This is a genomic window from Mycetocola sp. CAN_C7, from assembly GCF_015752285.1.
Classification (GTDB): Bacteria; Actinomycetota; Actinomycetes; order Actinomycetales; family Microbacteriaceae; genus Mycetocola_A.
The window spans coordinates 83,703-106,069 of sequence record NZ_JADOUY010000006.1 but is presented as its reverse complement, the minus strand read 5'-3'; the positions used below and the strand labels follow the sequence as shown (position 1 = coordinate 106,069).

23 protein-coding genes and 1 pseudogene are annotated in these 22,367 nt (G+C 65.8%); 9 read left to right on the top strand and 15 right to left on the bottom strand.

The window, feature by feature from the left end:
* The first annotated feature begins 115 nt into the window (after nt 1-115).
* A complete protein-coding gene (locus tag IWX78_RS13890; RefSeq protein ID WP_196834170.1) occupies nt 116-586 on the top strand; it encodes an Lrp/AsnC family transcriptional regulator in 471 nt (156 codons plus the stop codon).
* A gap of 183 nt (nt 587-769) precedes the next feature.
* On the opposite strand, the gene IWX78_RS13885 is transcribed toward IWX78_RS13890, so the two are convergent.
* The 5 genes from IWX78_RS13885 to IWX78_RS13865 all read right to left on the bottom strand — a co-directional run bounded on the left by IWX78_RS13885 (nt 770) and on the right by IWX78_RS13865 (nt 6,630).
* Nucleotides 770-3,043: a polyribonucleotide nucleotidyltransferase gene (locus tag IWX78_RS13885; RefSeq protein ID WP_196834169.1), complete on the bottom strand. Its 2,274-nt coding sequence runs from the start codon at nt 3,041-3,043 to the stop codon at nt 770-772.
* 324 nt (nt 3,044-3,367) lie between these two features.
* On the bottom strand, nt 3,368-4,426 hold the full coding sequence (locus tag IWX78_RS13880) for an FUSC family protein (protein WP_196834168.1): 1,059 nt from the start codon (nt 4,424-4,426) through the stop codon (nt 3,368-3,370).
* A 68-nt stretch (nt 4,427-4,494) separates the two neighbouring features.
* Entirely contained in the window at nt 4,495-4,689 is a 195-nt protein-coding gene (locus tag IWX78_RS13875) for a hypothetical protein (protein ID WP_196834167.1), read from the bottom strand.
* A 214-nt stretch (nt 4,690-4,903) separates the two neighbouring features.
* A complete protein-coding gene (locus IWX78_RS13870) occupies nt 4,904-5,524 on the bottom strand; it encodes an FMN reductase (RefSeq protein ID WP_196834166.1) in 621 nt (206 codons plus the stop codon).
* Nucleotides 5,524-6,630 (bottom strand): LLM class flavin-dependent oxidoreductase, encoded by a 1,107-nt coding sequence (locus IWX78_RS13865; RefSeq protein ID WP_196834165.1) that lies wholly within the window; start codon nt 6,628-6,630, stop codon nt 5,524-5,526. Before IWX78_RS13865 ends, IWX78_RS13870 begins: the two co-directional genes overlap by 1 nt.
* A 139-nt stretch (nt 6,631-6,769) precedes the next feature.
* On the opposite strand from IWX78_RS13865, the gene IWX78_RS13860 reads away from it, so the two are divergent.
* Nucleotides 6,770-7,924, top strand: coding sequence for an acyltransferase family protein (locus IWX78_RS13860; protein ID WP_196834164.1), 1,155 nt, complete (start codon nt 6,770-6,772; stop codon nt 7,922-7,924).
* 142 nt (nt 7,925-8,066) lie between these two features.
* On the opposite strand, the pseudogene IWX78_RS13855 reads toward IWX78_RS13860, so the two are convergent.
* Nucleotides 8,067-8,390: pseudogene (locus IWX78_RS13855) on the bottom strand (VanZ family protein); the annotation flags it as partial.
* 4 nt (nt 8,391-8,394) lie between these two features.
* Complete coding sequence (locus tag IWX78_RS13850; RefSeq protein WP_196834163.1) at nt 8,395-9,903, bottom strand: amino acid permease; 1,509 nt, start codon at nt 9,901-9,903, stop codon at nt 8,395-8,397.
* 90 nt (nt 9,904-9,993) lie between these two features.
* On the opposite strand from IWX78_RS13850, the gene IWX78_RS13845 reads away from it, so the two are divergent.
* Nucleotides 9,994-11,685 carry a glycoside hydrolase family 13 protein gene (locus tag IWX78_RS13845; protein ID WP_196834162.1) on the top strand — a complete coding sequence of 564 codons (1,692 nt, stop codon included), beginning with the start codon at nt 9,994-9,996 and terminating at the stop codon, nt 11,683-11,685.
* 70 nt (nt 11,686-11,755) lie between these two features.
* Here IWX78_RS13845 and rpsO read toward each other — a convergent pair whose 3' ends face one another.
* A complete protein-coding gene (gene rpsO / locus IWX78_RS13840) occupies nt 11,756-12,025 on the bottom strand; it encodes a 30S ribosomal protein S15 (protein ID WP_196834161.1) in 270 nt (89 codons plus the stop codon).
* A 176-nt stretch (nt 12,026-12,201) separates the two neighbouring features.
* Between rpsO and IWX78_RS13835 the strand changes: the two genes are divergently transcribed.
* Together IWX78_RS13835 and IWX78_RS13830 are read left to right on the top strand one after the other, a co-directional pair.
* A complete protein-coding gene (locus IWX78_RS13835) occupies nt 12,202-12,858 on the top strand; it encodes a pyridoxine/pyridoxamine 5'-phosphate oxidase (RefSeq protein WP_196834160.1) in 657 nt (218 codons plus the stop codon).
* Nucleotides 12,859-12,969: 111 nt separating this feature from the next.
* Nucleotides 12,970-13,653, top strand: coding sequence for a hypothetical protein (locus tag IWX78_RS13830; RefSeq protein ID WP_196834159.1), 684 nt, complete (start codon nt 12,970-12,972; stop codon nt 13,651-13,653).
* 1 nt (nt 13,654) lies between these two features.
* Here the strand turns inward: IWX78_RS13830 and IWX78_RS13825 are convergent, their stop codons facing one another.
* Both IWX78_RS13825 and IWX78_RS13820 read right to left on the bottom strand, forming a co-directional pair.
* Complete coding sequence (locus IWX78_RS13825) at nt 13,655-14,113, bottom strand: PaaI family thioesterase (protein ID WP_196834158.1); 459 nt, start codon at nt 14,111-14,113, stop codon at nt 13,655-13,657.
* A 91-nt stretch (nt 14,114-14,204) separates the two neighbouring features.
* Entirely contained in the window at nt 14,205-15,092 is an 888-nt protein-coding gene (locus tag IWX78_RS13820) for an LLM class flavin-dependent oxidoreductase (RefSeq protein WP_196834157.1), read from the bottom strand.
* 123 nt (nt 15,093-15,215) lie between these two features.
* Here IWX78_RS13820 and IWX78_RS13815 point away from each other — a divergent pair, with 123 nt between their 5' ends.
* Complete coding sequence (locus IWX78_RS13815; protein ID WP_196834156.1) at nt 15,216-16,331, top strand: M4 family metallopeptidase; 1,116 nt, start codon at nt 15,216-15,218, stop codon at nt 16,329-16,331.
* Between the two features lie 19 nt (nt 16,332-16,350).
* Nucleotides 16,351-16,686 (top strand): protealysin inhibitor emfourin, encoded by a 336-nt coding sequence (locus tag IWX78_RS13810; RefSeq protein ID WP_196834155.1) that lies wholly within the window; start codon nt 16,351-16,353, stop codon nt 16,684-16,686.
* A 6-nt stretch (nt 16,687-16,692) separates the two neighbouring features.
* Here the strand turns inward: IWX78_RS13810 and IWX78_RS13805 are convergent, their stop codons facing one another.
* From IWX78_RS13805 to IWX78_RS13795, 3 genes are all read right to left on the bottom strand, one after another.
* Complete coding sequence (locus IWX78_RS13805; RefSeq protein ID WP_196834154.1) at nt 16,693-18,072, bottom strand: MFS transporter; 1,380 nt, start codon at nt 18,070-18,072, stop codon at nt 16,693-16,695.
* Between the two features lie 36 nt (nt 18,073-18,108).
* Nucleotides 18,109-19,158 carry an LLM class flavin-dependent oxidoreductase gene (locus tag IWX78_RS13800; protein ID WP_196834153.1) on the bottom strand — a complete coding sequence of 350 codons (1,050 nt, stop codon included), beginning with the start codon at nt 19,156-19,158 and terminating at the stop codon, nt 18,109-18,111.
* Nucleotides 19,159-19,220: 62 nt separating this feature from the next.
* Nucleotides 19,221-19,700 (bottom strand): Lrp/AsnC family transcriptional regulator, encoded by a 480-nt coding sequence (locus IWX78_RS13795; RefSeq protein ID WP_196834152.1) that lies wholly within the window; start codon nt 19,698-19,700, stop codon nt 19,221-19,223.
* 107 nt (nt 19,701-19,807) lie between these two features.
* Between IWX78_RS13795 and IWX78_RS13790 the strand changes: the two genes are divergently transcribed.
* Both IWX78_RS13790 and IWX78_RS13785 read left to right on the top strand, forming a co-directional pair.
* Nucleotides 19,808-21,022: a trans-sulfuration enzyme family protein gene (locus IWX78_RS13790; protein WP_196834151.1), complete on the top strand. Its 1,215-nt coding sequence runs from the start codon at nt 19,808-19,810 to the stop codon at nt 21,020-21,022.
* A 10-nt stretch (nt 21,023-21,032) separates the two neighbouring features.
* Complete coding sequence (locus IWX78_RS13785) at nt 21,033-21,428, top strand: DUF1304 domain-containing protein (protein ID WP_196834150.1); 396 nt, start codon at nt 21,033-21,035, stop codon at nt 21,426-21,428.
* Nucleotides 21,429-21,447: 19 nt separating this feature from the next.
* Here the strand turns inward: IWX78_RS13785 and IWX78_RS13780 are convergent, their stop codons facing one another.
* Nucleotides 21,448-21,975 (bottom strand): adenine phosphoribosyltransferase, encoded by a 528-nt coding sequence (locus tag IWX78_RS13780; protein WP_196834149.1) that lies wholly within the window; start codon nt 21,973-21,975, stop codon nt 21,448-21,450.
* A gap of 3 nt (nt 21,976-21,978) precedes the next feature.
* Complete coding sequence (locus tag IWX78_RS13775) at nt 21,979-22,353, bottom strand: FKBP-type peptidyl-prolyl cis-trans isomerase (protein WP_196834148.1); 375 nt, start codon at nt 22,351-22,353, stop codon at nt 21,979-21,981.
* Nucleotides 22,354-22,367 lie beyond the last annotated feature (14 nt).

The window sequence follows — 22,367 nt, the reverse complement described above, 5'->3', positions numbered from 1 at the left end:
GTTGCCAGAAGTAACAGCGACGCTACGCCGGATACCCAATGCGCACAACCATCGACGCGCGGGTTGCACATTCTGCTCTATCCCGGGTCAATTTGCCCTGCTAAGGTCGGGCACTATGCACAAGCTCGATCGCACCGACACGCGCCTCCTCCTCGCACTGACCGAGGACCCGCGTTCGACCATCGTCGCCCTCGCCGAGAAGTTGGGTCTCTCTCGCAACACGGTGCAGGCGCGGATGACCGCCCTCGACGCATCCACGGTGCTCCACTCCTTCGACCGGCGTATCAATCCGGTGGCTCTCGGCTACCCGCTCACCGCTTTCATCTCGGTTCACCTGCAGCAGCACAAACTCGGGGCCATCGTGGATGAACTGAGCTCCATCCCGGAGATCGTGCAAGCCCATGGCCTCAGCGGCACCAGCGACCTGCTTGTCCGGGTGGTGTGCACCGATGCCGATGACCTCTTCCGGATCACCGGCCTCATCCTTGACTGCGACGGGGTCGAGCGCGCTGAGACGTCGCTGGCGATGGGTGAACTCATCCCATTCCGGGCGCGGCCATTGCTGGAACGCGGGCAGGACGGCTGAGACCCCACGCGGCATCCGTTCTCCCTATCGCGTGCGTTGATCTGCCACACAATGTCGCGTCGACCCCGGACGAGCGACGATTCGTGGCAACTCGATGGCACAGCCGAGCATATTAACGACGGATGCCCCGCCTCGATTTCTCGAGGCGGGGCATCCGGGTTACGACGGGGCAGTCAGAAAGGCTTAGCCTTCTGCAGGTGCCTCAGCGTGAACGCGCACTCCCTCAGGAGCTGCGGTCTCAGCCGTCTCAGCGATGACCGGCTCGAGCGACAGCTTGCCGCGGTCGTCGATCTTCGTGATCTGAACGAGGATCTTCTGGCCGACGCCCAGTACGTCTTCGACGTTCTCGACACGCTTGCCACCGGCGAGCTTGCGCACCTCAGAGATGTGCAGCAGGCCGTCCTTGCCCGGGAGCAACGAAATGAAGGCGCCGAACGTGGCGATCTTCACGACAGTTCCGAGGAACTGCTCGCCGATCTCGGGGTTGGTCGGGTTCGCGATGGCGTTGACCTGGGCACGAGCGGCCTCAGCCGACGGACCGTCGACAGCGCCGATGTACACGGTGCCGTCTTCTTCGATCGAGATGTCTGCGCCGGTCTCGTCCTGGATGGAGTTGATCGTCTTGCCCTTGGGGCCGATCAGCTCACCGATCTTGTCGACGGGGATGTTGACGCTGATCACGCGAGGCGCGGTCGGTGCCATTTCATCGGGAGCGTCGATCGCAGCGTTCAGGACGGAGAGGATCGTGGTGCGAGCCTCCTTGGCCTGGGTGAGCGCCGCCTTGAGCACGGAGGCGGGGAGCCCGGAGAGCTTGGTGTCGAGCTGGATCGCCGTGACGAACTCGCTCGTACCGGCAACCTTGAAGTCCATGTCACCGAGTGCGTCTTCAGCACCGAGGATGTCGGTCAGCGCGGCGTAGCGGGTCTGGCCGTCGACCTCGTCGGAGACGAGGCCCATGGCGATGCCTGCGACCGGGGCGCGCAGTGGCACACCGGCGTTGAGCAGCGACAGGGTCGAGGCGCAGACGGAACCCATCGACGTCGAACCGTTGGAACCGAGAGCCTCGGATACCTGACGGATGGCGTAAGGGAACTCTTCGCGGCTCGGAAGCACAGGAACGAGGGCGCGCTCGGCCAGGAAGCCGTGCCCGATCTCGCGACGCTTCGGCGAACCGACGCGACCGGTCTCACCGGTGGAGTACGGCGGGAAGTTGTAGTGGTGCAGGTAGCGCTTCTTCGTGATCGGGCTCAGTGAGTCGATCTGCTGCTCCATCTTGAGCATGTTCAGCGTGGTGACACCCAGGATCTGGGTCTCTCCGCGCTGGAAGATAGCCGAACCGTGCACGCGAGGAATGACCTGCACCTCGGCGTCGAGCGGGCGGATGTCAGCCAGGCCACGGCCGTCCATACGGACGCCCTCGGTCAGGATGCGGTCGCGCACGATCTTCTTGGTGACTGACTTGTATGCCGCAGACACCTGAGCGTTGGCTTCTGCCGGCAGCTCGCCGGCTTCGACCTTGGCGGCGATGGCCGCCTTGACGCGGTCCTTGAGCTCGTCATCGGCGTTCTGACGCTCGATCTTGTCGGCGATCTGGTAGATCGAGGCAAGCTCGGTGCTGGCCAGATCGGAGACAGCGGCGAAGGTCTCGTCGGTGTACGGAAGGAAGACCGGGTAGTCGCGAACTTCCTTGGCCGACTGGGAAGCGAGCTCGGACTGAGCCTTGACCAGCTGGAGGAGGAACGGCTTAGCAGCGTCGAGGCCTTCGGCGACAACGTCTTCGTTCGGCTTGATGGCGCCGCCCTGGATGAGGTTCCACGCACCTTCGGTGGCTTCAGCCTCGACCATCATGATGGCGATGTCTTCGTTGCCGTTCTCGTCGGTGACGAGGCGGCCGGCGACCGTGAGGTCGAAGACAGCGTCAGCGAGCTGCGAGGCCTTCGGGAATGCGACCCACTGGCCGTTGATGAGGGCGAGACGGATGCCGGCGATCGGGCCCGAGAACGGAAGTCCCGAGATCTGGGTCGACATCGACGCCGCGTTGATGGCCAGCGCGTCGTAGAACTCGTCGGGGGCGATGCTCAGGACGGTGATGACGATCTGGACCTCGTTGCGGAGGCCGGTCACGAATGACGGGCGCAGCGGGCGGTCGATCAGACGGCAGACCAGGATGGCCTCGGTCGACGGTCGGCCTTCACGACGGAAGAACGAACCGGGGATCTTGCCTGCAGCGTAGCTACGCTCTTCGACATCCACCGTGAGGGGGAAGAAGTCGAAGTTGTCTTTGGGGTGCTTTCCGGCGCTCGTGGCCGAGAGGAGCATGGTTTCTTCATCGAGGTACGCGGCGATGGCGCCCTGTGCCTGCTGTGCGAGGCGGCCGGCTTCGAACCGGACGGTGCGCTTGCCGAACTTGCCGTTGTCGAGGATTGCCTCGGCGAACTTGATTTCTGGACCTTCCATAGGTCTCTCCTTACGTTTAGCGCCGCCCCGTGTGGGCGCGCGCTCTGCATAGGAGCAGGAACAGGCAGTGATTACTCAGACCGTGTGGTCTGGCTGATCTCCAGTAGAAAACCGCTCTCGGGCCGGCCGGGCGTGTGCGCCGCGAGGGGGAACGCCGGGGTTCCGACGTGAGAGAGATTCACCACCGAGGACCAGCTTCCTGCCGGCCTGCTCCGATGATGTGGACACGATATTGCTATCGAACCCCCTAGAGCCTAGCAGAGTGGCTGTTTTCGAGCCTGTGAACACCGGGCGTCCGCGTGTCCATTCCGTGAACGGATGCCGTCAGCCGACGGCATCCGTCGCCCGGCGTCTGATCAGCCAGCTCGCGACGAGCACCAGGGCGGCGATGGCCGCGCCGAGGAGGGTGTCGAGGATCCGTTCCCCCACCACGTCGACCGGATCGATGTTGGCGGCCGCGGTTCCGATGGTGAGGGCAAGCGGCGTGATGAGCACGAGGGCCAGGGCGTAGTGACGCGGAACGACGATTTCGATCACCAGCTGCATGAGTCCGAGAACGAGGCCGAGAATCACCCCGGCAGGCGACCACAATGCCAGGAGGAGAAACGCGAGGCAGCCGACGAGCGTGCCGACGACACGGTGCACGCCGCGAATCACCGGTGCACGGAGGCTGTGGCCGACGCTGAGGATCGCGAGTGCTGACGCCGTGATCCAGTACCCGTGGTGCGCTCCGAGCAGAGCACCGACACCGACGGAAAGAACGAGGGCAGCAGACATCCGTCCGATGACCACTCTCGTCGGTGTGTCGAATCGCAGGCCGGGGAAGAGGGTCCGCAACGGCGTGGCCGGGCCATGCCGGCGGGCGACGCTCGGGACGGCGAGCGGGGCGATCACGAGGAGGTAGGCGAGGGCGGATCCGCCGGCGACGAGCAGGACGAGGGTCACCCCGTCGAGTCCGGCCCCTCCGAATGCGGGCGGGCCGGTGATGACTCCGGCCGCCCCAGCGACCAGTGTGAACATCATGGGTCCGGGCGGGCCGAGCCGGAAACCCTGGGTGAGGATGATGGCGGCGAGCCCGACGACGATCAGCCCGACCGCCAGAGACAGCGGAGAAGACGACGACAGCGCGCCGACGGCAGCGCTGGCGACGAACCCTCCCCCGACGAGCGGGAGCACACGAATGCGGTCGGTGCGGCTCAGCGACGCGCAGTACAACGCGGTGAACGCGCCCATCGAGGCCTGGAGCCCGAGCCCGGTGTTGCCGAGGAGGGTGAAGACGATGACGGGTATCGCCATGGCGAGACCGGCCTGCACGCCCATCGGCCACCGGCGGGCTGACGGTGCGAACGAGACGAGGCTGCGCCCCAGGCCCCGGTCATCCATGGGTTCTCCTCGTTTTTTCAGGCGTCAGGCCTCTGAGTGTGAGCGATGATGCCCAGCGACGGAGTCGATCAGTCGCGAGCCTTGGACCGTGACCACCACACCCAGACGATGACGATGAGAACCAGGGCGACACCGGCCACGAGCGCGAACTTGAGAATCGCAGCAAGGGCGGCGAGCGCGATGTTGACGATCCAGGACGCGACGAGCACGGCGAGGACCACAACGACGATGCCGATGAGGAGTGATTTGGTGGAAGTCTTCATGACTCAAGTTGAGCACAGGTCGAGGTTCGGTCGTGACACGGCGGATGCGGCGTAATACCGGGGCGAAGGCATCCGGTGCGGTCGAGGGCTCCCGGTATGCCGGGTGCTCTCGTCATGACGTGATGCCCTCGCCCGCGGAGGAGAGCGAAGCGGGTCGGGATGCGCTTCATTCTCCTCCGGCGGGCCAGTCAGCTCGACCGGCCCTTCGACAGGCTCAGGAACCGCCACCGACCGGGCTGAGCGACGCGTCGAACCCGAACGGGTCGCGCACCTGGCTCGACCGGTCTGAGGCGAGAACCAGCGGGACGAGCTCACCGGCGGCACGATCGATCCGGTCGGGCAGGGTCTTGATCGTGTCTGCTCCGCTCCCCCAGTCTTCGGATGCCGCGAAGACGCTCGTCGGCACGACGACCGAGTGCAGATAGGTGAACATCGGGCGGATGGCGTAGTCGAGAGCAAGCGAGTGCCTGGCCGTCCCGGCGGTCGCACCGATCAGCACGGGCATGTCGGTGAGCGAACGGTTGTCGAGCACGTCGAAGAACGACTTGAACAGCCCGCTGTAGCTCGTGGTGAAGATCGGGGTGACGGCGATGAGGCCGTCCGCGCCCGTCACCGCGTCGATGATCGCTTCGAGCTTCGGGCTCGCGAAGCCGGTCAGCATGTTGTTCATGATGTCGCTGGCGACGTCGCGGAGTTCGACGGTCGTCACCTCGACCTCGGCACCCTGCTCCCTCAGCCGGGCGACGGTTGCGTCTGCGAGCCGGTCAGCCAGCATCCGGGTGGATGACGGCTGGCTCAGACCTGCCGAGATCACGGCGAGCTTGCGAACGGTCATTACTTCACCTCTGCATCGACGAGGACAGGAGCCGACTCGGCTACCGCCCTGAGCGACCGGTGGGTCGGAGCGTCTGGAACATCGGCCGGGCGGTTCTTCGCAAACTCACGACGGAGAACAGGAACGACCTCGTCACCGAGCAGGTCGAGCTGCTCGAGGACCGTCTTGAGCGGGAGCCCGGCGTGATCCATGAGGAACAGCTGTCGCTGGTAATCGCCGACGTAGTCCCGGAAACCGAGCGTCTTGTCGATGACTTCCTGCGGGCTTCCGACCGTGAGCGGTGTCTGCGAGGTGAACTCCTCGAGGCTCGGGCCGTGACCGTACACGGGAGCGTTGTCGAAGTATGGACGGAATTCGCGCACGGCATCCTGAGAATTCTTGCGCATGAAGACCTGCCCGCCGAGCCCGACGATGGCCTGGTCTGCGCGGCCGTGACCATAGTGCTCGAAGCGCTGGCGGTAGAAGCCGACCATCTTCTGGGTGTGCGAGGCCGGCCAGAAGATGTGATTCGAGAAGAAGCCGTCGCCGTAGTACGCGGCCTGCTCAGCGATCTCGGGGGAACGGATGGAGCCGTGCCAGACGAACGGCGCGACACCGTCGAGCGGGCGCGGGGTTGACGTGAAGCCCTGGAGCGGGGTCCGGAACTGGCCTTCCCAGTCGACGACGTCCTCACGCCAGAGCCGGCGGAGCAGGGCGTACTTCTCGAGAGCGAGCGGAATGCCCTGGCGAATGTCCTCGCCGAACCACGGGTAGACCGGCCCGGTGTTTCCGCGCCCGAGAGTCAGGTCCATCCGACCACCCGAGAGGTGCTGCAGCATCGCGTATTCCTCGGCGATGCGAACGGGGTCGTTGGTGGTGATGAGCGTCGTGGCCGTCGAGAGGATGATCCTGTCGGTCTTCGCGGCGAGGTAGCTGTTGATCGCGACCGGGCTGGAGGGGAAGAACGGTGGGTTGTGGTGCTCGCCCATCGCGAAGACGTCGAGGCCGACGGCTTCCGCGTGCTGTGCGATGGTGAGAACGTCCTGCAGGCGCGACGCGTCGGTAGGGGTGTGACCGGTGGTGGGGTCGGTGGTGAGGTCCCCGACGCTGAAGATTCCGAACTGCATGATCGCCTTTCAGCAGAGTTTCTGTTTCCATTCACATGAATGGATATCGGGTGTAACGGGGCGTACCGCGAATCTATTCCCGTCACGAATGTTCGCAGAATAGGGTGGATTTTGCACGACCGACGGCAAGGGGAGACGGATGAGCGCTGAACCACTGGGCAGCCGGGCCGTTACAGCGCCCAAGCAGCGGGTCCCGTTCTGGGACAACGCCCGCTTCGCCTGCATCGTGCTCGTCGTCATGGGGCACGGCATCCAACGGATCACCTACGATTCGGATGCCGCGCTCGTCGTCTACCTGTTCATCTACGCCTTCCACATGCCAGCTTTCGCGATCGTCAGCGGCTACTTCACGAAGAGCGGGCCACCGAACGTGCGCCAGATGAAGCGGGTTCTCACCGACATCCTCGTCCCGTACGCGATCATGGAATCGATCTGGACCCTCGTGCAGTTCCTCGTGGAGGGCAAGCAGGAGCTCAACCCCACGCAGCCCAGCTGGACTCTCTGGTTCCTCCTCGCCCTCGGGATCTTCCGGCTCGTGCTGCCCTACCTCGCGCTGCTGCGCTGGCCACTCGCCTGGGCACTGATCATCTCGGTCGGAGTCGGCTATCTCGACAACGTCGACAGCACCTTCTCACTCGCCAGGGCCCTCGGCATCCTTCCGTATTTCGTTCTGGGTTGGCAGCTCCACCGCTGGAAGCTCATCGACAAGTGGCGTCTCGTCGAGAAGCAGACCTGGCTGATCCGAGGTGCCGCCGCCCTGTTCATGCTCGTCTGGATTGCCGTGCTCGTCGCCTTCATCGACCTGTGGCGGGCGATCGACCTGCGGTACTGGTTCTTCTACGACCAGTCGTACTCGGGGCTGGGCGGTGACCAATGGTGGGCCGGAGGAGTCAGGCTGGGTCTCATCGCCCTCGCGGTGATGCTCAGCGCCGCCTTCTTCGTTCTGCTTCCCCGCCGCCAGACCTGGATGACCACGCTGGGGCAGTACACGATGTACGTCTACCTGCTGCACAGCTTCGTTCTCTATCCACTACGCGAGACCGGCGTGCTGCGGGGCGAGGAATGGCCCGAGCTCTACCTGGTCGCGATGCTCGTGTTCTGTCTCGTCATCGCGATCGTGCTGTCGAGCAGCCCGGTGCGCAGACTGTTCCGACCGCTCGTCGAACCGAAGCCGAACTGGATCTTCGCCGATCATCAGGATGCTCCAGCCGGCCCCTCGCGACGCGACCCGACCGGCTCGGTGCGCGTTGTCGCCGAGCGCCCGATTCCGCCCGCTCCGCCCTCGTACCGCTGAGGTCAGCGCGTGGCGCCCACCGGGCGTGGCGCTGACGGCCGCGACCGCCGGAGTGCCCGGGCCTTCGAGCGGTGAGTGCCAGCCCGACGAGAACCCCCAGAACGGCACCGCAGGTGTTTGCGACGATGTCGCGCGGGTCGGACACGCGCGTGGGGATGAACACCTGTGCCAGCTCGATGGCGACCGTCAGGCCGAAGCCGAGCGCCATGGCCAGCCACCACAGGCGACGCCCGAACAGCAAAACGAGGAACAAGCCGATCGGAAAGAACATGCCGATGTTGGAGAGGAACTCGAGGTTGTTGTAGTCGACCCAGGCCGTGGCCGGATAGCGGTCGAGAACGCTCAGCACCCGAAATATCAGCCCGTTGGTGTCTTCGTCGATCGGCTGCGGGCCGAGCGTCACCCAGCCGACGAACGCCAGGTAGGCGAGCGTGAAGAAGCCGAGTACCGGGTGGCGATGAAGCATCCCGCTATTCTGGCGCAGGTTTCTGAGCGATGACCGCGTCTGCCCTGTTCTGTTGCCCCAGCACGGAGTGCCTGCGCCCATAGGCGAAGTAGATGATCAGGCCGAGTGCCAGCCAGACGAGGAAGCGAACCCAGGTCAGCGTCGTCAGGTTGAGCATGAGCCACAGGCACAGCACTGCCGAGAGGATCGGCAGGAACGGCGACCAGGGCACCCGGAACGCCCGTTTGAGATCGGGGCGCTTCTTCCGCAGCACGACGACGGCGATGCTCACGAGCACGAAGGCGCTGAGCGTGCCGATGTTGATCATCTCTTCGAGCACACCGACGTCCGTCAGGCCGGCGAGGAGCGCGACGGCCACACCAGTGATGATCTGGATCCGTACCGGGGTGCGCCGCTTGTCGCTCGTCACGCTGAGTGAGCGCGGGAGCAGACCGTCACGGCTCATCGCGAAGAGCACGCGGGCCAGGCCGAGGAGGAGAACCATGATGACTGTCGTGAGCCCCGCCAGGATTCCGACGGAGATCACCTGGGCGGCCCAGTCGGCTCCGACCGCAACGAAGGCGGTAGCGAGCGACGGATCCTCGGCCTCGGCCAGTGTCGTGTACGGGACCATGCCGGTCAGAACGAGGCTGACGCCGATGTACAGCACGGTGACGATTGCCAGCCCACCGAAGATTCCGCGCGGCAGGTTCTTCTGCGGGTCCTTCACCTCCTCGGCGCTCGTGGCCACGACGTCGAATCCGATGAACGCAAAGAAGACGAGGGATGCCCCTGCGAGCAACCCGAAGACGCCGTACTGCGCTGGTGCCGCCCCGGTCATGAAGGAGAAGAGCGACTGGGTCCAGACATCGCCCGACCCGCCCTCCGTCGGCCTGGCCGGCGGAATGAACGGGCTGTAGTTCTCGGCTTTGACGAAGAAGGCGCCGACGACGATGACGAACAGGACGATGGCGACCTTGATGATCGTGAAGACCGCACCGACCCGCGCTGAAAGCTGAGTACCGAGCACGAGCAGAGTGGTGAAGACAGCGACGATGACGAAGGGACCCCAGCTCACCTGGAGCCCGAGGAGGTTCAGGGTGTCTGGAACATTCCAGCCCCAGAGTTCGAAAACAAGAGACAGATAGATGCCCCAGTATTTGGCGATGACCGCCGCGGCCGTCAGCATCTCGAGGATGAGGTCCCAGCCGATGATCCAGGCCAGCAGTTCACCGAGCGTCGCGTATGTGAAGGTGTATGCCGAGCCGGCGACGGGAATCGTCGACGCGAACTCCGCGTAGCACATGATCGCGAGCGCACAGGTGATCGCGGCGAGGACGAAGGCGAGACTCACCGACGGTCCGGCGTAGTCGCCTGCAGCACGGGCACCCACAGAGAAGATTCCGGCTCCGACGGCGACGGCGACGCCCATGACCATGAGATCCCAGGTGCCGAGGGTGCGCTTGAGACTGCGGTGTTCGAGGTGCGAGTCTGCGAGGGAATCCTCGATGCTCTTTGTACGCCAGAGACTCATCGTCTTCCTCCTCCACCGTGTCGCCCGAACAGGGCACCTACTGAGGATGCCAGACAACCCGGCTCGCGTCGAGATGCGAGAATCGGGTGCATGACCGATGCCTCGACGAACCTGACCGACGACGACGACGCAGGAGCAGTTGCCCCGTGGTGGACCAGCGCCGTGGTCTACCAGATCTACCCGCGGAGCTTCGCCGACGCGAACGGCGACGGCATCGGCGACCTCGCCGGCATCCGCTCGAAACTCGACTATCTGGCCGAGCTCGGTGTCGACGTGATCTGGCTCTCGCCGGTCTACCCGTCGCCGCAGCACGACAACGGGTATGACATCAGGGACTATGAGGACATCGATCCGGTCTTCGGCGACCTGGCCGAGTTCGATCGGCTGCTGGCGGACGCGCACGATCGCGGCATCCGCATCGTCATGGACCTCGTCGTCAACCACACCAGTGACGAGCATGCCTGGTTCGCCGAGTCCCGCTCATCGACGCACAACCCGAAGCGGGACTGGTACTGGTGGAGGAAGCCTCTCGCAGACGGGACTCCGCCGAACAGCTGGACGAGCGCCTTCTCCGGCCCCGCCTGGACCCTCGATGAGACCACGGGCGAGTACTACCTGCACCTCTTCGCGAAGCAGCAGCCTGACCTCAACTGGGAGAACCCCGAGGTGCGTCGGGCTGTCTACGCGATGATGCGGCGCTGGCTCGACCGCGGAGTCGACGGGTTCCGGATGGATGTGATCAACCTGATCGCCAAGCAGGTCCACCTCATCGACGGAGAAGACAGAGGGTCAGGACTCGGTTTCACCATGGGCCCGCAGATCCACGATTTCCTGCAGGAGATGCACCGCGAGGTCTTCGCCGGCCGCGACGGACGCTCCCTCACCGTCGGCGAGATGCCCGGGGTGAGTATCGACGACGCCGTGCTCTTCACCGACCCCGCTCGGGCCGAGGTCGACATGGTTTTCCAGTTCGAGCATGTCTCCCTGGACTCAGGCAGTCACAAGTTCGACGCCATCCCGCTCGACTTCGTCGCCCTCAAGACGAACCTGGCGCGCTGGCAGACCGGACTGGCCGAGCGGGGCTGGAACAGCCTCTACCTCAACAACCACGACCAGCCCCGGCTGGTGTCTCGGTTCGGGAACGACAGCAAATACCGGGTCGAGTCGGCAACGCTCTGGGCGCTCGTCCTGCACCTTCACCGCGGAACGCCGTACATCTACCAGGGTGAAGAGATCGGCATGACCAATGTGCGGTTCGAGTCGATCGAGCACTACCGCGACATCGAGTCACTCAACCATTATCGCGAAGCCGTCGAGGAGTTCGACCAGGCCCCGTCGAGCGTTCTCGCCGGCGTCCACGCCCGCGGCAGGGACAACGCCCGCACCCCGATGCAGTGGGACGACACCGAGAACGCCGGCTTCACCTCCGGTACTCCGTGGATCGCCCTGAATCCGAACTATCGCGACATCAATGCCGAAGCCGACCGCGCCTCGGGCTCGAGCATGTTCGATTTCTACCGTCGGCTGATCGCTCTCCGCCACGAGAACGACACCGTCGCCCTCGGCGAGTTCGAACTTCTCGACCCGTCACATCCGACGCTCTACGCATTCACGCGTCGGTCGGCGACAGAGACCCTCGCCGTTGTCGCCAACGTGTCGGATGAGCCGTTCGACGGCGACCTTCCCGTCGACATCGGCGCGGCTGAACTCGTCCTCGGCAACTATGGCGTCGCCGGCGACTCGCCGCTTCGACCGTGGGAGGCACGTCTCTACCGCCTGTGACGGCATCCGTTCACGAAAAACGGGCCGCTCACCTCGCGGTGAACGGCCCGTTCCTTGTTTCAGAACTGACTTAGCGACGCAGTCCGAGACGCTCGATGAGCGAGCGGTAACGGTTGATGTCGACATCAGCCAGGTAGCCGAGAAGACGGCGACGCTGACCAACGAGCAGAAGCAGGCCACGACGTGAGTGGTGGTCATGCTTGTGCTCTTTGAGGTGCTCGGTGAGATCCTTGATCCGCTGGGTCATCACAGCGACCTGGACCTCGGGGGATCCGGTGTCACCGGGGTGAGTTGCGTACGCTTCGATGATCGCCTTCTTGGCTTCGCCTTCAAGTGCCATAGGTTGATCCCCTTTTCTCTCGTTGCGCGGTGCCCGTCACAGAGTGTGCAGGCTCTCTTTATCCGCGGCCGTTAGACGGCAACCTCAAGAGTTTAGCAGGTTTCGACTGCCTGGTCGGCGCTAGGGTGAAGCCGTTCGCTCGGTGTTCCGGGCACTCGCCGACCGAAAGGGACGCCATGACCCATCCTCTCGCTTCGCTGCTGCGGTCGGTGCCGAGTTTCCCCGACCAGCTGCCGTCATTCGCGGTCGATGCCGCCCCTGATGACCCCACCGCCCTGTTCACCGAGTGGTTCACGGCGGCGATCGACGCCGGAGTGACTGCACCACATGCCATGACCCTGTCGACGAGCGGCCAGGACGGTGTGGTGACGGCGCGGACCCTCATCCTGAAAGACATCGACGAACACGGCTGGATCTTCGCCTCCCGCGACGACGGCCCCAAGGCCCGCGACCTCGGCGCGAATCCATTCGCTGCCCTCACCTTCTTCTGGCCCGCCGTCGGCAGACAGGTGCGGGTGACGGGTCCGGTGCGCAAACGCCCGCGCGCCGATGGGGAAGCCGACTTCCTGGCCAGACCCGAAGGCTCCCGCGCTTCCGCTTTCGTCGGCCACCAGAGCGAGCCGCTCGAATCGCTCGAGATGTACCGCGACGCATACTCCGAAGCGACAGCACGGCTCGCCGAGAAGCCAACGCTCGTCGCACGGACCTGGAACACCTGGGCGCTCGCCGCCGACCGGGTCGAGTTCTGGCAGGCGTCTGCCGACCGCGCGCACGTGCGGCTGGAGTACCGGTTGCATGGACACGACTGGCAGCGGGGGCTGCTCTGGCCATGAAGCGTACCGCTGGCGTCACCGACAGGAGACGTCGGAGAGGACGCACGCTCAACAGGAGGAAAGAGCACTTTTCGAACCCGGTTTCCTGTTGAGCGCGTCGAGGGCGCACGCATGGCTCTGACGCTCGTGCTTCTGCCGAGCCCGCTGCTGGGGCCGGCAGTCTGGTCAGCAGTCGGCGGACGGCTGATCGCCAACGGCTGGGATGTGGTCTCTCCCCCGCCGTTCGGACGCATCGACAGCCCGCTCGATGTACTCACGACGTGGCTGAGGGCACTTCCGCCCGACCGGACCTACGTGCTCGTGCCCCACAGCAACGCCGGCCTGTTCATCCCCGCCCTCACCGAGCGCCTGCGGGTGTCGGCCACGGTGTTCGTCGACGCAGCGCTGCCGCCGGCGACCGGGTTCGTGCCGCTCGCTCCGCCGAAGCTCGTTCGCCACCTCGAGCACCTCGCCGATTCGACCGGGCTGCTGCCGGCGTGGACCGACTGGTGGGACGAGTCCGAGCTCACCGGCCTGTTCCCGAGCGTGGCAGTGCGTTCTCTCGTCGAAGCCGAGCAGCAGCGGCTTCCGCTCTCGTATTTCACCGGACGGATGCCGGTGGCCGACGGGTGGGACCAGGTCCCGTCGGCCTATCTCGCGATCGGGGACACCTACGCGGCCGAACGCGACGGAGCGACGGAGCGCGACTGGCCGGTGACCACCCTGCCCGGCGGACATCTCCACATGCTGACCGCCCCTGACGACGTGGCGTCGGCTCTCGAGGGCCTGCTCAGCAGGCTCGGTCTCCCCCGATAGCTCAGTCCGAACGTTCGAAGACGAGCAGGCTCGCCGTCGCCGTCGCGAGAACGCGGCCATCGGCATCCGTCAGCGCGGCCGACGCGAATGCCGCCCGTCTGCCGAACGAGATGAGCGACGCCTCGGCGCGCACCCGACCGGTCTCCGCTGTCACCGGCCGGTGGAACGACGTCTTCAGTTCAAGCGTCGTGTACGCCTGGGTCGGCGAGATCCGAGAATGCACGGCCGCACCGCAGGCTGAGTCGAGCAGGGTCGCGGCGAACCCTCCGTGCGCGGTGCCGGCGAGGTTCATCACCGAAGGACCCGGTGTTCCCTCGAACGCAGCGAAACCCTTGCCGACCTCGATGAGGTCGAAGTCCAGTGCGTTCCCGATCGCCGGTCGGGTGCCGGACTCGATCAGTACCTGCAGTTGCTCGAGGCCGGAGAGTCCTCTGGTGGATGCATCGTCGAGAAGGTTCATCCGATCAGCTTAGGGAGACCACCGAGTCGACCGGCACCGAGGCATCCGTTTCAGTCGGATGCCGCCGCGAACGACTCGCCGCGTCTCACGGTCAGCGCAACCCGGGCAGGCGGTCTGCGACGTCGGCGAGGATGTCTTCCGATCCGGCGTACAAGCCGTCTGCACGCGGCCAGTGGGTGATCACGTCGGTGAACCCCAGGTCGGCGGCGCGCCCGACCATGTCATCGAACCGGTCGATGCTGTCGAGAGCATATGCGCCGCCCGAATCGACCATGAGGGAACGGTCGATGGCCAATGGGTCTGCCCCCACCGACAACGCCGCCTCCTCGAATCGTCCGGCGAGGTCGCTGACGGATGACCACCACTCCTCACCGACTGCACCGTCCTTTCCGGTCGTCACCCATCCCTGTCCGTATTCGGCAGCCACCCGCATCCCCTTCGGCCCGTTCGCGGCAACGACGAACGGAACCCGAGGATGCTGCGCCGGCGCTCCGACCATCCGGGCGCTGACAGCGGTGAACCAGTCCCCGCTGAAGGAAACACCCCCGCTGCCCGGCAGCTCGTGACGCAACAACAGGTCGAGTCCCGAGACGAACTCAGCGAACCGGTCGTGGCGCTCACGGGGCGACAACTCGGGCAGGCCGAGCACGTACGCGTCGAACCCGGTTCCTCCCGGTCCCACACCGAGGCGGAACCGGCCGCCGGAAATCTCGTCGAGGGCGGCCACCTCCTTCGCGAACGGCACCGGATGCCGGAAGTTCGGCGACGAGACGATGACGCCGAGTCCGATGGTGCTCGTCACCACGGCCGCGGCGGTGAGGGTGGGGATCGTGGCATGCCACGGTTCGTCTGCGAGGGTCCGCCACGACAGGTGGTCGTACGTCCACGCGGCGTCGAAGCCGTACTCTTCTGCCGCCATCCACTTGCGTCGGGCTTCTGGCCAGGGATCCTGCGGGAGGATCGTGATTCCGCATCGCATTGGCCGAGTCTACGGTCAGGCGTGACAGCGCGCTCGTGGCGACCACGGGAGCAACGCCCCCGGCTCGCGCCGCGCCGCGCCGGGAGGCCACACCGTGTCGGAGGGCGGTGACAGACTTCCGGTATGACATCGAGACAGCAGCCGACCGCATCCGGCACCCCCGCCCTGCACTGGGGTAGAACTCGGTGCACCATCGTTCCGCCGTACCTCCTCGCCCAGCTCGCCGGCCTCGACGACCCCCGACTGGAGCATGCGCGGCATTCCGCGCAGCGGGCGCTCGACAGCGACCACCCCTTTCACGGCGTGCGTCCGGGTGAGCCGACGACGATGCGGCCGCCGAGCCGCACGCGAGCAGCCACACCGCCCGCCGATCCGTCACGCCCCGAGCGCGCGATCTCAGACGCCGCAGGTACCGAGACCCTTCCCGGGCGGCTCGTCCGCAGCGAAGGCGACGCTGCCGTCGACGACGCCAGCGTCAACGAGGCATTCGACGGCCTCGGCCACACCCACGCGCTCTACTGGGAGGTATTCGCCCGCGCGTCGATCGACGGCAACGGGATGCCGCTCGAGGCGACGGTCCACTACGGCGACGCGTATGACAACGCGTTCTGGGACGGCAACCGCATGGTCTTCGGCGACGGAGACGGCCAGGTCTTCGCCGGTTTCACCCGGTCGCTCAGCGTGATCGGTCACGAGCTCGCGCACGGCGTGACCCAGTACACAGCGAACCTCGTCTACTCGGGCCAGTCCGGCGCCCTCAACGAGTCGGTATCTGACGTGTTCGGCGCACTGGTCGAGCAGCACTCCCGCAACCAGTCGGCTGCGGAGGCGAGTTGGCTGATCGGCGAGGGAATCTTCACCGACGAGGTCGAAGGCACAGCGCTGCGCTCGATGAAAGCACCGGGCACGGCATACGACGATGATGTGCTCGGCAAGGATCCCCAACCCGGGCACATGGAGGACTACATCGACACCGACGATGACAACGGCGGGGTGCACCTGAACTCCGGCATCCCGAATCGGGCGTTCTATCTCGCAGCATCCGCGATCGGCGGCAACGCCTGGGAGCGCGCCGGCCGGATCTGGTACGAGACGCTCACGGGTGACATCACGGCCACGACCGACTTCGCCGGGTTCGCCCGGGCGACGGTCGAGGCAGCCGCGCGGTTGCACGGCGACGACTCGGCAGAGGCCGATGCGGTGCGCGCAGCCTGGCAGGCGGTAGGCGTCACCGGCTGAGAAGAGTACGATCGCGGGCATGAAGGTGACCGTGACGCGTAGTGGCGGATTCGCCGGCATCTCACGCCGCTGGCAGGTGTACGTCGAGAAGGAGCCGGACGAACAGGCCTGGCTGGTGCTGCTGAAGGGTCTGCCGTGGGACGACATCCCACAGGATGAACCGAAACCGGACCGCTACCTCTACCGGATCAACTGCGAGCCGTACCAACCGGTCATTCCCGAACCCCGCGAGGCGCTCATTCCCGAGCAGGATCTCACCGGGGCGTGGCGGGAACTCGTCGACCGGGTGCGCGAACGTGACGAGCAGAAGCGTGACCTGCGCCCGGCGCATCCGTTCTCTCCGCCAGCGGAGTGACCCAGGTCAGACCCGGGCGACCTCGGGCGGTGAGACCTCGTCGAGTGACTTGCCGCGTTTGTCTGCGAGGGTGAGTGCCGCTGCCGCAGCGATGAGGAAGAAGACGGCGAACACGCTGAACAACAGCACGTTCCCTCCGAACCCGGTCAGCACCGGCACGAGCAGCGGGGCGATGATCGAGGCGATACGACCGACACCGGCCGCCCAACCTGAGCCGGTTGCCCGCAGGTCGGTTGGGTACAGCTCAGGAGTCACTGCATAGAGGGCACCCCAGGCACCGAGATTGAAGAACGACAGCAGCATGCCGGCGCCGATCACCTGCCACTCCAGACCGGCCAGCCCGAAGAGAACGGCGGAGACGGCGGATCCGGTGAGGAACACGGCCAGGGTCTTGTTTCTCCCCCACCTCTCGACCAGCCACGCCGCCACGAGATAGCCGGGCAGCTGGGCCAGCGTGATGATCAGCGTGTACCCGAACGACCTGACGAGGGAGAACCCGGATGCCACGAGGATCGTCGGCAGCCAGACGAACGCCCCGTAATAGGAGAAATTCACGCAGAACCAGACGACCCACAGCGCTGCGGTCTGCAGGCGGTAGGGCCTGGCCCAGAGTGCGCCGATCTGGCGCCCGGCGCTCAGTCCCGGCCGGATGTCTGCCGGCTGCTCCCCGTGAGCACCGGCATCCGTCGGGGGTGTCACCCCGGCCGAGGCCTCGAACCGCCTCACCGTCGCCTCGGCTTCGGCGAATCGACCGCGGGACTCGAGGAAGCGCACCGATTCGGGCAGCCCGAACCGGATGAATGCCGCATAGAGTGCGGGGACGGCGCCGATCGCGAGCGCCCACCGCCAGCCGTCTGCGCTCGCAGGCACCACGACGAAGCCGATCACCGCGGCGAGGGTCCAGCCGACCGCCCAGAACGCTTCGAGCAGCACGATGATGCGGCCCCGGATGCGCGGCGGTGCGAACTCCGAGACGAGGGTGGATGCGACGGGCAGCTCGGCTCCGAGCCCGAGTCCGACGACGAAGCGCAGGGCGATGAGCACTCCGACGGACCAGGCCAGAGCTGACGCACCCGTCGCGATCCCGAAGATCAGCAGGGTGATCGCAAAGACCTGCCTGCGCCCGAGCCGGTCGGCCAGCAGCCCGCCGAGGCTCGCGCCAATGGCCATGCCGATGAACCCGGCAGACGCGATCCAGCTCAGTTCGGTGCCGGTGAGGCTCCAGGTCACCGCGAGCTGGGCGAGGACGAACGAGATGAGCCCCACGTCCATGGCGTCGAGGGCCCAGCCCATACCCGAGCCGACCAGCAGCTTGCGATGCTCTCGGGTGAACGGCAGGGCGTCGAGCCTGCCCAGCCGGGTGCGGGGGCGATCGGGTTCGGTCATGTCAGTATTCTGCCGTGATCTCCCGGTCGCCACCCATCACGCTGCCGTGTCGGCCGCGAACTCCGCAGCAAGCAGGTGAAGCGTCTGCTCCCGCCCGAGCGCGCGGTTCAGCGGCTCGGCCGCGTAAGCCGAAGCCCCTGGTGACACCATGACCTCATCGACCCCGAAGCGCTTCGCCAGCTCGCGGACACGCTGAGCGGCAGCAACGGGCTCGTCGATGATCCAGCTGCCAAGCGACGACGCAATGAATTCGTCCTGCAGCCCGGTCATCGTCGTCGCTGCGGCTTCTTCGACCGTCGCCAGCCGCCCGAGTTTCTCGCTCGTGCGCAGGCGCGCCATGTGCTGAAGGTTCGGCAGGGCAAGAGCGCGGGCTTCGGATGCCGTCGGCGCGACGACCACGTTCGCCGTGACGAAGGTGCGGGGGGCGTCGAGCAGGTACGACGGCTGGAACTGACTCCGGTAGATCTCGAGTGCACGCTCGGCGCCCGCCCCGGCGAAGTGGTGTGCGAAGACATAAGGAAGGCCGAGGGACGCAGCGAGGGTGGCCGAGTAGTCGCTCGATCCCAGCAGCCAGACGTCAGGCGTGCTGGTCGCTGCGGGCGTCGCGCGCAACTGGTACTCGTCGCCGCTGGTGAGGCGCACGGTCGCGCCCTCGTCCCCGAGAAGCGTGATGATGTCGCTGACGTAGTTGGGGAACTGGTTGACGTCGCTCGTTGCGCCCGAGCGGTTGAGGACGGCGGTGACGACCGGGTCGCTTCCGGGAGCGCGGCCGAGACCGAGGTCGATCCGGCCCGGTGTCGCCGCCTCCAACAACGCGAATTGCTCGGCCACGACGAGAGGGGCATGGTTGGGCAGCATGACGCCGCCGGATCCGACACGGATCCGAGCGGTGTGGGCGGCGAGGATGCCGATGATGACAGCCGGGTTCGTCGAAGCCACCGACGGCATGTTGTGGTGTTCGGCCACCCAGTACCGTTCGTAGCCGGCATCGTCTGCGACGCGAGCCAGGCTGAGAGCAGCAGCGAGGGCGTCAGCCGAAGACTGGGCAGAGCGGACGGGGACGAGATCAAGAACAGAGAGTTTCACACACACAACCTTTCGAGAAGTCCAAGTTCGACGAGTCCCGGTGCATTCCCGATCGGCGACATTCAGGCGAGCAGTTGTTGCCAGCCGGTCCCTGCAGCGTGCTCGAACACAAGGTTCGTCTCGGTGTGTGCCACAGCAGGATGCCCGGTGAGGTATTGCACGACGAACTCTCGCAGGTCCGCCGTGCTGCGAGCGGCCACGTGCATGAGGTAATCGTCCCTGCCACCCATGTGGAACATCGAGAGCACACCAGGCCAGGTCGGCGCTTCACGGCGGAACTTCTGGATGTCTGCCCGGTTGTGCTGGGCCAGTTGAACGGCGATGAGCGCCTGGAGCGGTGCGCCGAGAACGGCGAGGTCGATGTCGGCGTGATAGCCCGTGATGTGGCCGGATTGGTGAAGCCGTCTCAGGCGGAGCGAAACGGTCGATTCGGCGAGACCGAGATCGGTAGCCAACTGCGATCCGGATGCCCGGGCGTTGGTCGAGAGTGCCCTCAGGAGCGCTCGGTCGGTATTGTCAAGTTGGGGCTTCTTCGTTTCCATGACCGCAATCCTTCGCTTCGACGCAACATCTTCGACCAATTGATGGTGTAGTCATAGTACCTGTTACATCTCTTGTAGTCGATCGAAGAATCTGTTGAAATTCGGTCATGCTCACTGACGATGCACACCTGGAGACCCGGGCGGTCCACGGCGGGATGTCGAACCTGGGCGGCGCACACGTCCCTCCGATCGATTTCTCGACCACCTTCCCCCTTCCCGACATCGACGGTGGAGGAGATTCCTACGAAAACCTCGCCACTGGGCATCCGCTCGAGGACGGTGCCTCTGCGGTGTACCAGCGGCTCTGGCAGCCGGGAGTGGCTCGGTTCGAGGAGTCGCTCGCCGATCTGGAATACGCTGACGCCGCCGTCGCCTTCAGCACAGGGATGGCCGCGCTTTCTGCTGTCCTGATCGCGGCCGTGCGGGCGGGCGCCGGGCACGTCGTTGCGTTGCGACCGCTGTACGGCGGAACGGATCACGTCCTGGAATCCGGGTTCCTCGGTACGTCGGTGACCTGGTGCGATGCGCACGAGGTGGCCGGCGCAATCAGCTCAGACACGGGTCTCGTCATTCTCGAGTCCCCGGCGAACCCCACACTGCAACTCGTCGACATCGCTGATGTCGTTCGACAGGCAGGCCGCGTGCCCGTTCTCGTCGACAACACCTTCGCCTCGCCCGTGCTCCAGCAGCCCCTGAGGCATGGTGCGACACTCGTTCTGCACAGCGCCACGAAGCTCATCGGCGGCCACGGGGACGTCATGGGCGGGGTGGTTGCCGGGCCGGAAGCGTGGATGATCAGGCTCCGCCAGGTGCGTGCCCTTACCGGTGGACTGCTGCACCCGTTCGCCGCGTACCTGTTGCACCGGGGCCTCCGCACCCTGCCCATTCGGGTACGTGCCCAGCAGCAATCAGCGGCGCTGGTCGCAGCGCGGCTGGAGTCTCATCCGGCCGTGCGGGCGGTGTTCTACCCTGGCCTTCCCGGCCACGATCCTGACGGCCTGATCGGACGGCAACTCGCCGGTCCCGGATCGATTCTCGCGCTCGACCTCGGCGATTTCGCCGCCGCTCGTGCGTTCACCGAAGCCTGTCGGCTCGTCACCCACGCCGTGTCTCTGGGTGGGGTGGACTCGCTCGTGCAGCATCCCGCGTCACTGACCCATCGCCCGGTCGCGGCCGAGGCACGACCGGATGCCGGGATCGTGCGCCTCTCGATCGGTCTCGAACACGTCGACGATCTGCTGTCAGACCTCACCCGGGCGCTCGGCACCCGGGTGGCCAGATCCGGCACGGCGATACTGGCGAACGGTCGAGGAGGCCAATAGGCTCAGCCGCATGGAGATCCTCATCACCGTCGCAGCGACATTGTCGGCCGCGATCCACGTGCTCATCTTCTACTGGGAGTCCATCGCCTGGACCCGACCGGCGGTCTGGAAGCGGTTCGGCCTGCCGAGCGCCGAAGACGCGGAGACCACCCGGGTACTGGCGTACAACCAGGGCTTCTACAACCTCTTTCTCGCCGTCGGGGCGCTCATCGGTGCCATCCTTTACGGCGTCGGGGCGAAGGATGCCGGTTTCGCTCTCGGACTCTTCTCGGTCGCGAGCATGCTCGCAGCCGCGCTGGTCCTCGTGACGAGCGGCCGGGGCCGGATCAGGGCCGCGACCCTGCAGGGGTTCTTCCCCCTCGTCGCAATCGTGCTCTATATCGCGAGTTGGATCGCCGACCACTGACGACAGGTCACGGATGCGTCTACGCCGGTTCGGCCACGATCGAGTAGACGTCGTAACCGGTGAGTTTCTCGCGGCCGCCGAGCCCGTCCAGTTCGAGGACGAGGCCGATACCGGCGACGAGGTAACCAGCGCGTTCGAGAAGACGGGCAGCAGCCTGAGCGCTGCCCCCGGTCGCGATGACATCGTCGACGATGAGCACGCGGGTACCTGGTGCGAGCTGCCCCGGCCGGATCTCCAACTCGGCGGTGCCGTACTCGAGGTCGTATTCCTCACTGATCACCGCGCCTGGAAGTTTGCCGGCCTTGCGCACCGCGGCGAGCGGGACGTGCGCGGCATAGGCGATGGCTGCTGCGAGGAGGAATCCCCTGGCTTCGACGCCTGCGACGGCGTCGAATTGGCCGGAGAACCGTGTCGCGATGTCATCGATGACCGCGCGGAAAGCATCCGCATCGGCGAATACCGGCGTCAGATCACGAAACACGATCCCGGACTTCGGAAAGTCCGGGATCGTGTCGCTCAGTTCGAGAACGAGCTCTGAGACGTTCAAGCGCTACTTCACTCCGAGCAGGTCGATGACGAAGATCAGGGTCTGGCCGGACAGCGGGTGGTTTCCACCAGCTGCACCGTACGCGAGCTGCGGCGGAACGGTGAGCTTGCGGCGTCCACCGACCTTCATGCCCGGGATGCCTTCCTGCCAGCCGGCGATGAGGTTGCGGAGCGGGAAGTTGATCGACTCGCCGCGGCTCCATGACGAGTCGAACTCGTCGCCGGAGTCGTACGAGACGCCGAGGTAGTGCACATTGACGGTCGAGGAGGCCGCGGCCTCCGCACCGTCGCCGACGATGAGGTCGACGACCTCGAGTTCGGTGGGGGCAGGGCCCTCTGGTGCGTCGATTTCGGGCTTGGTGTTCTGCGATTCGGTCATGTGACCATCCAACC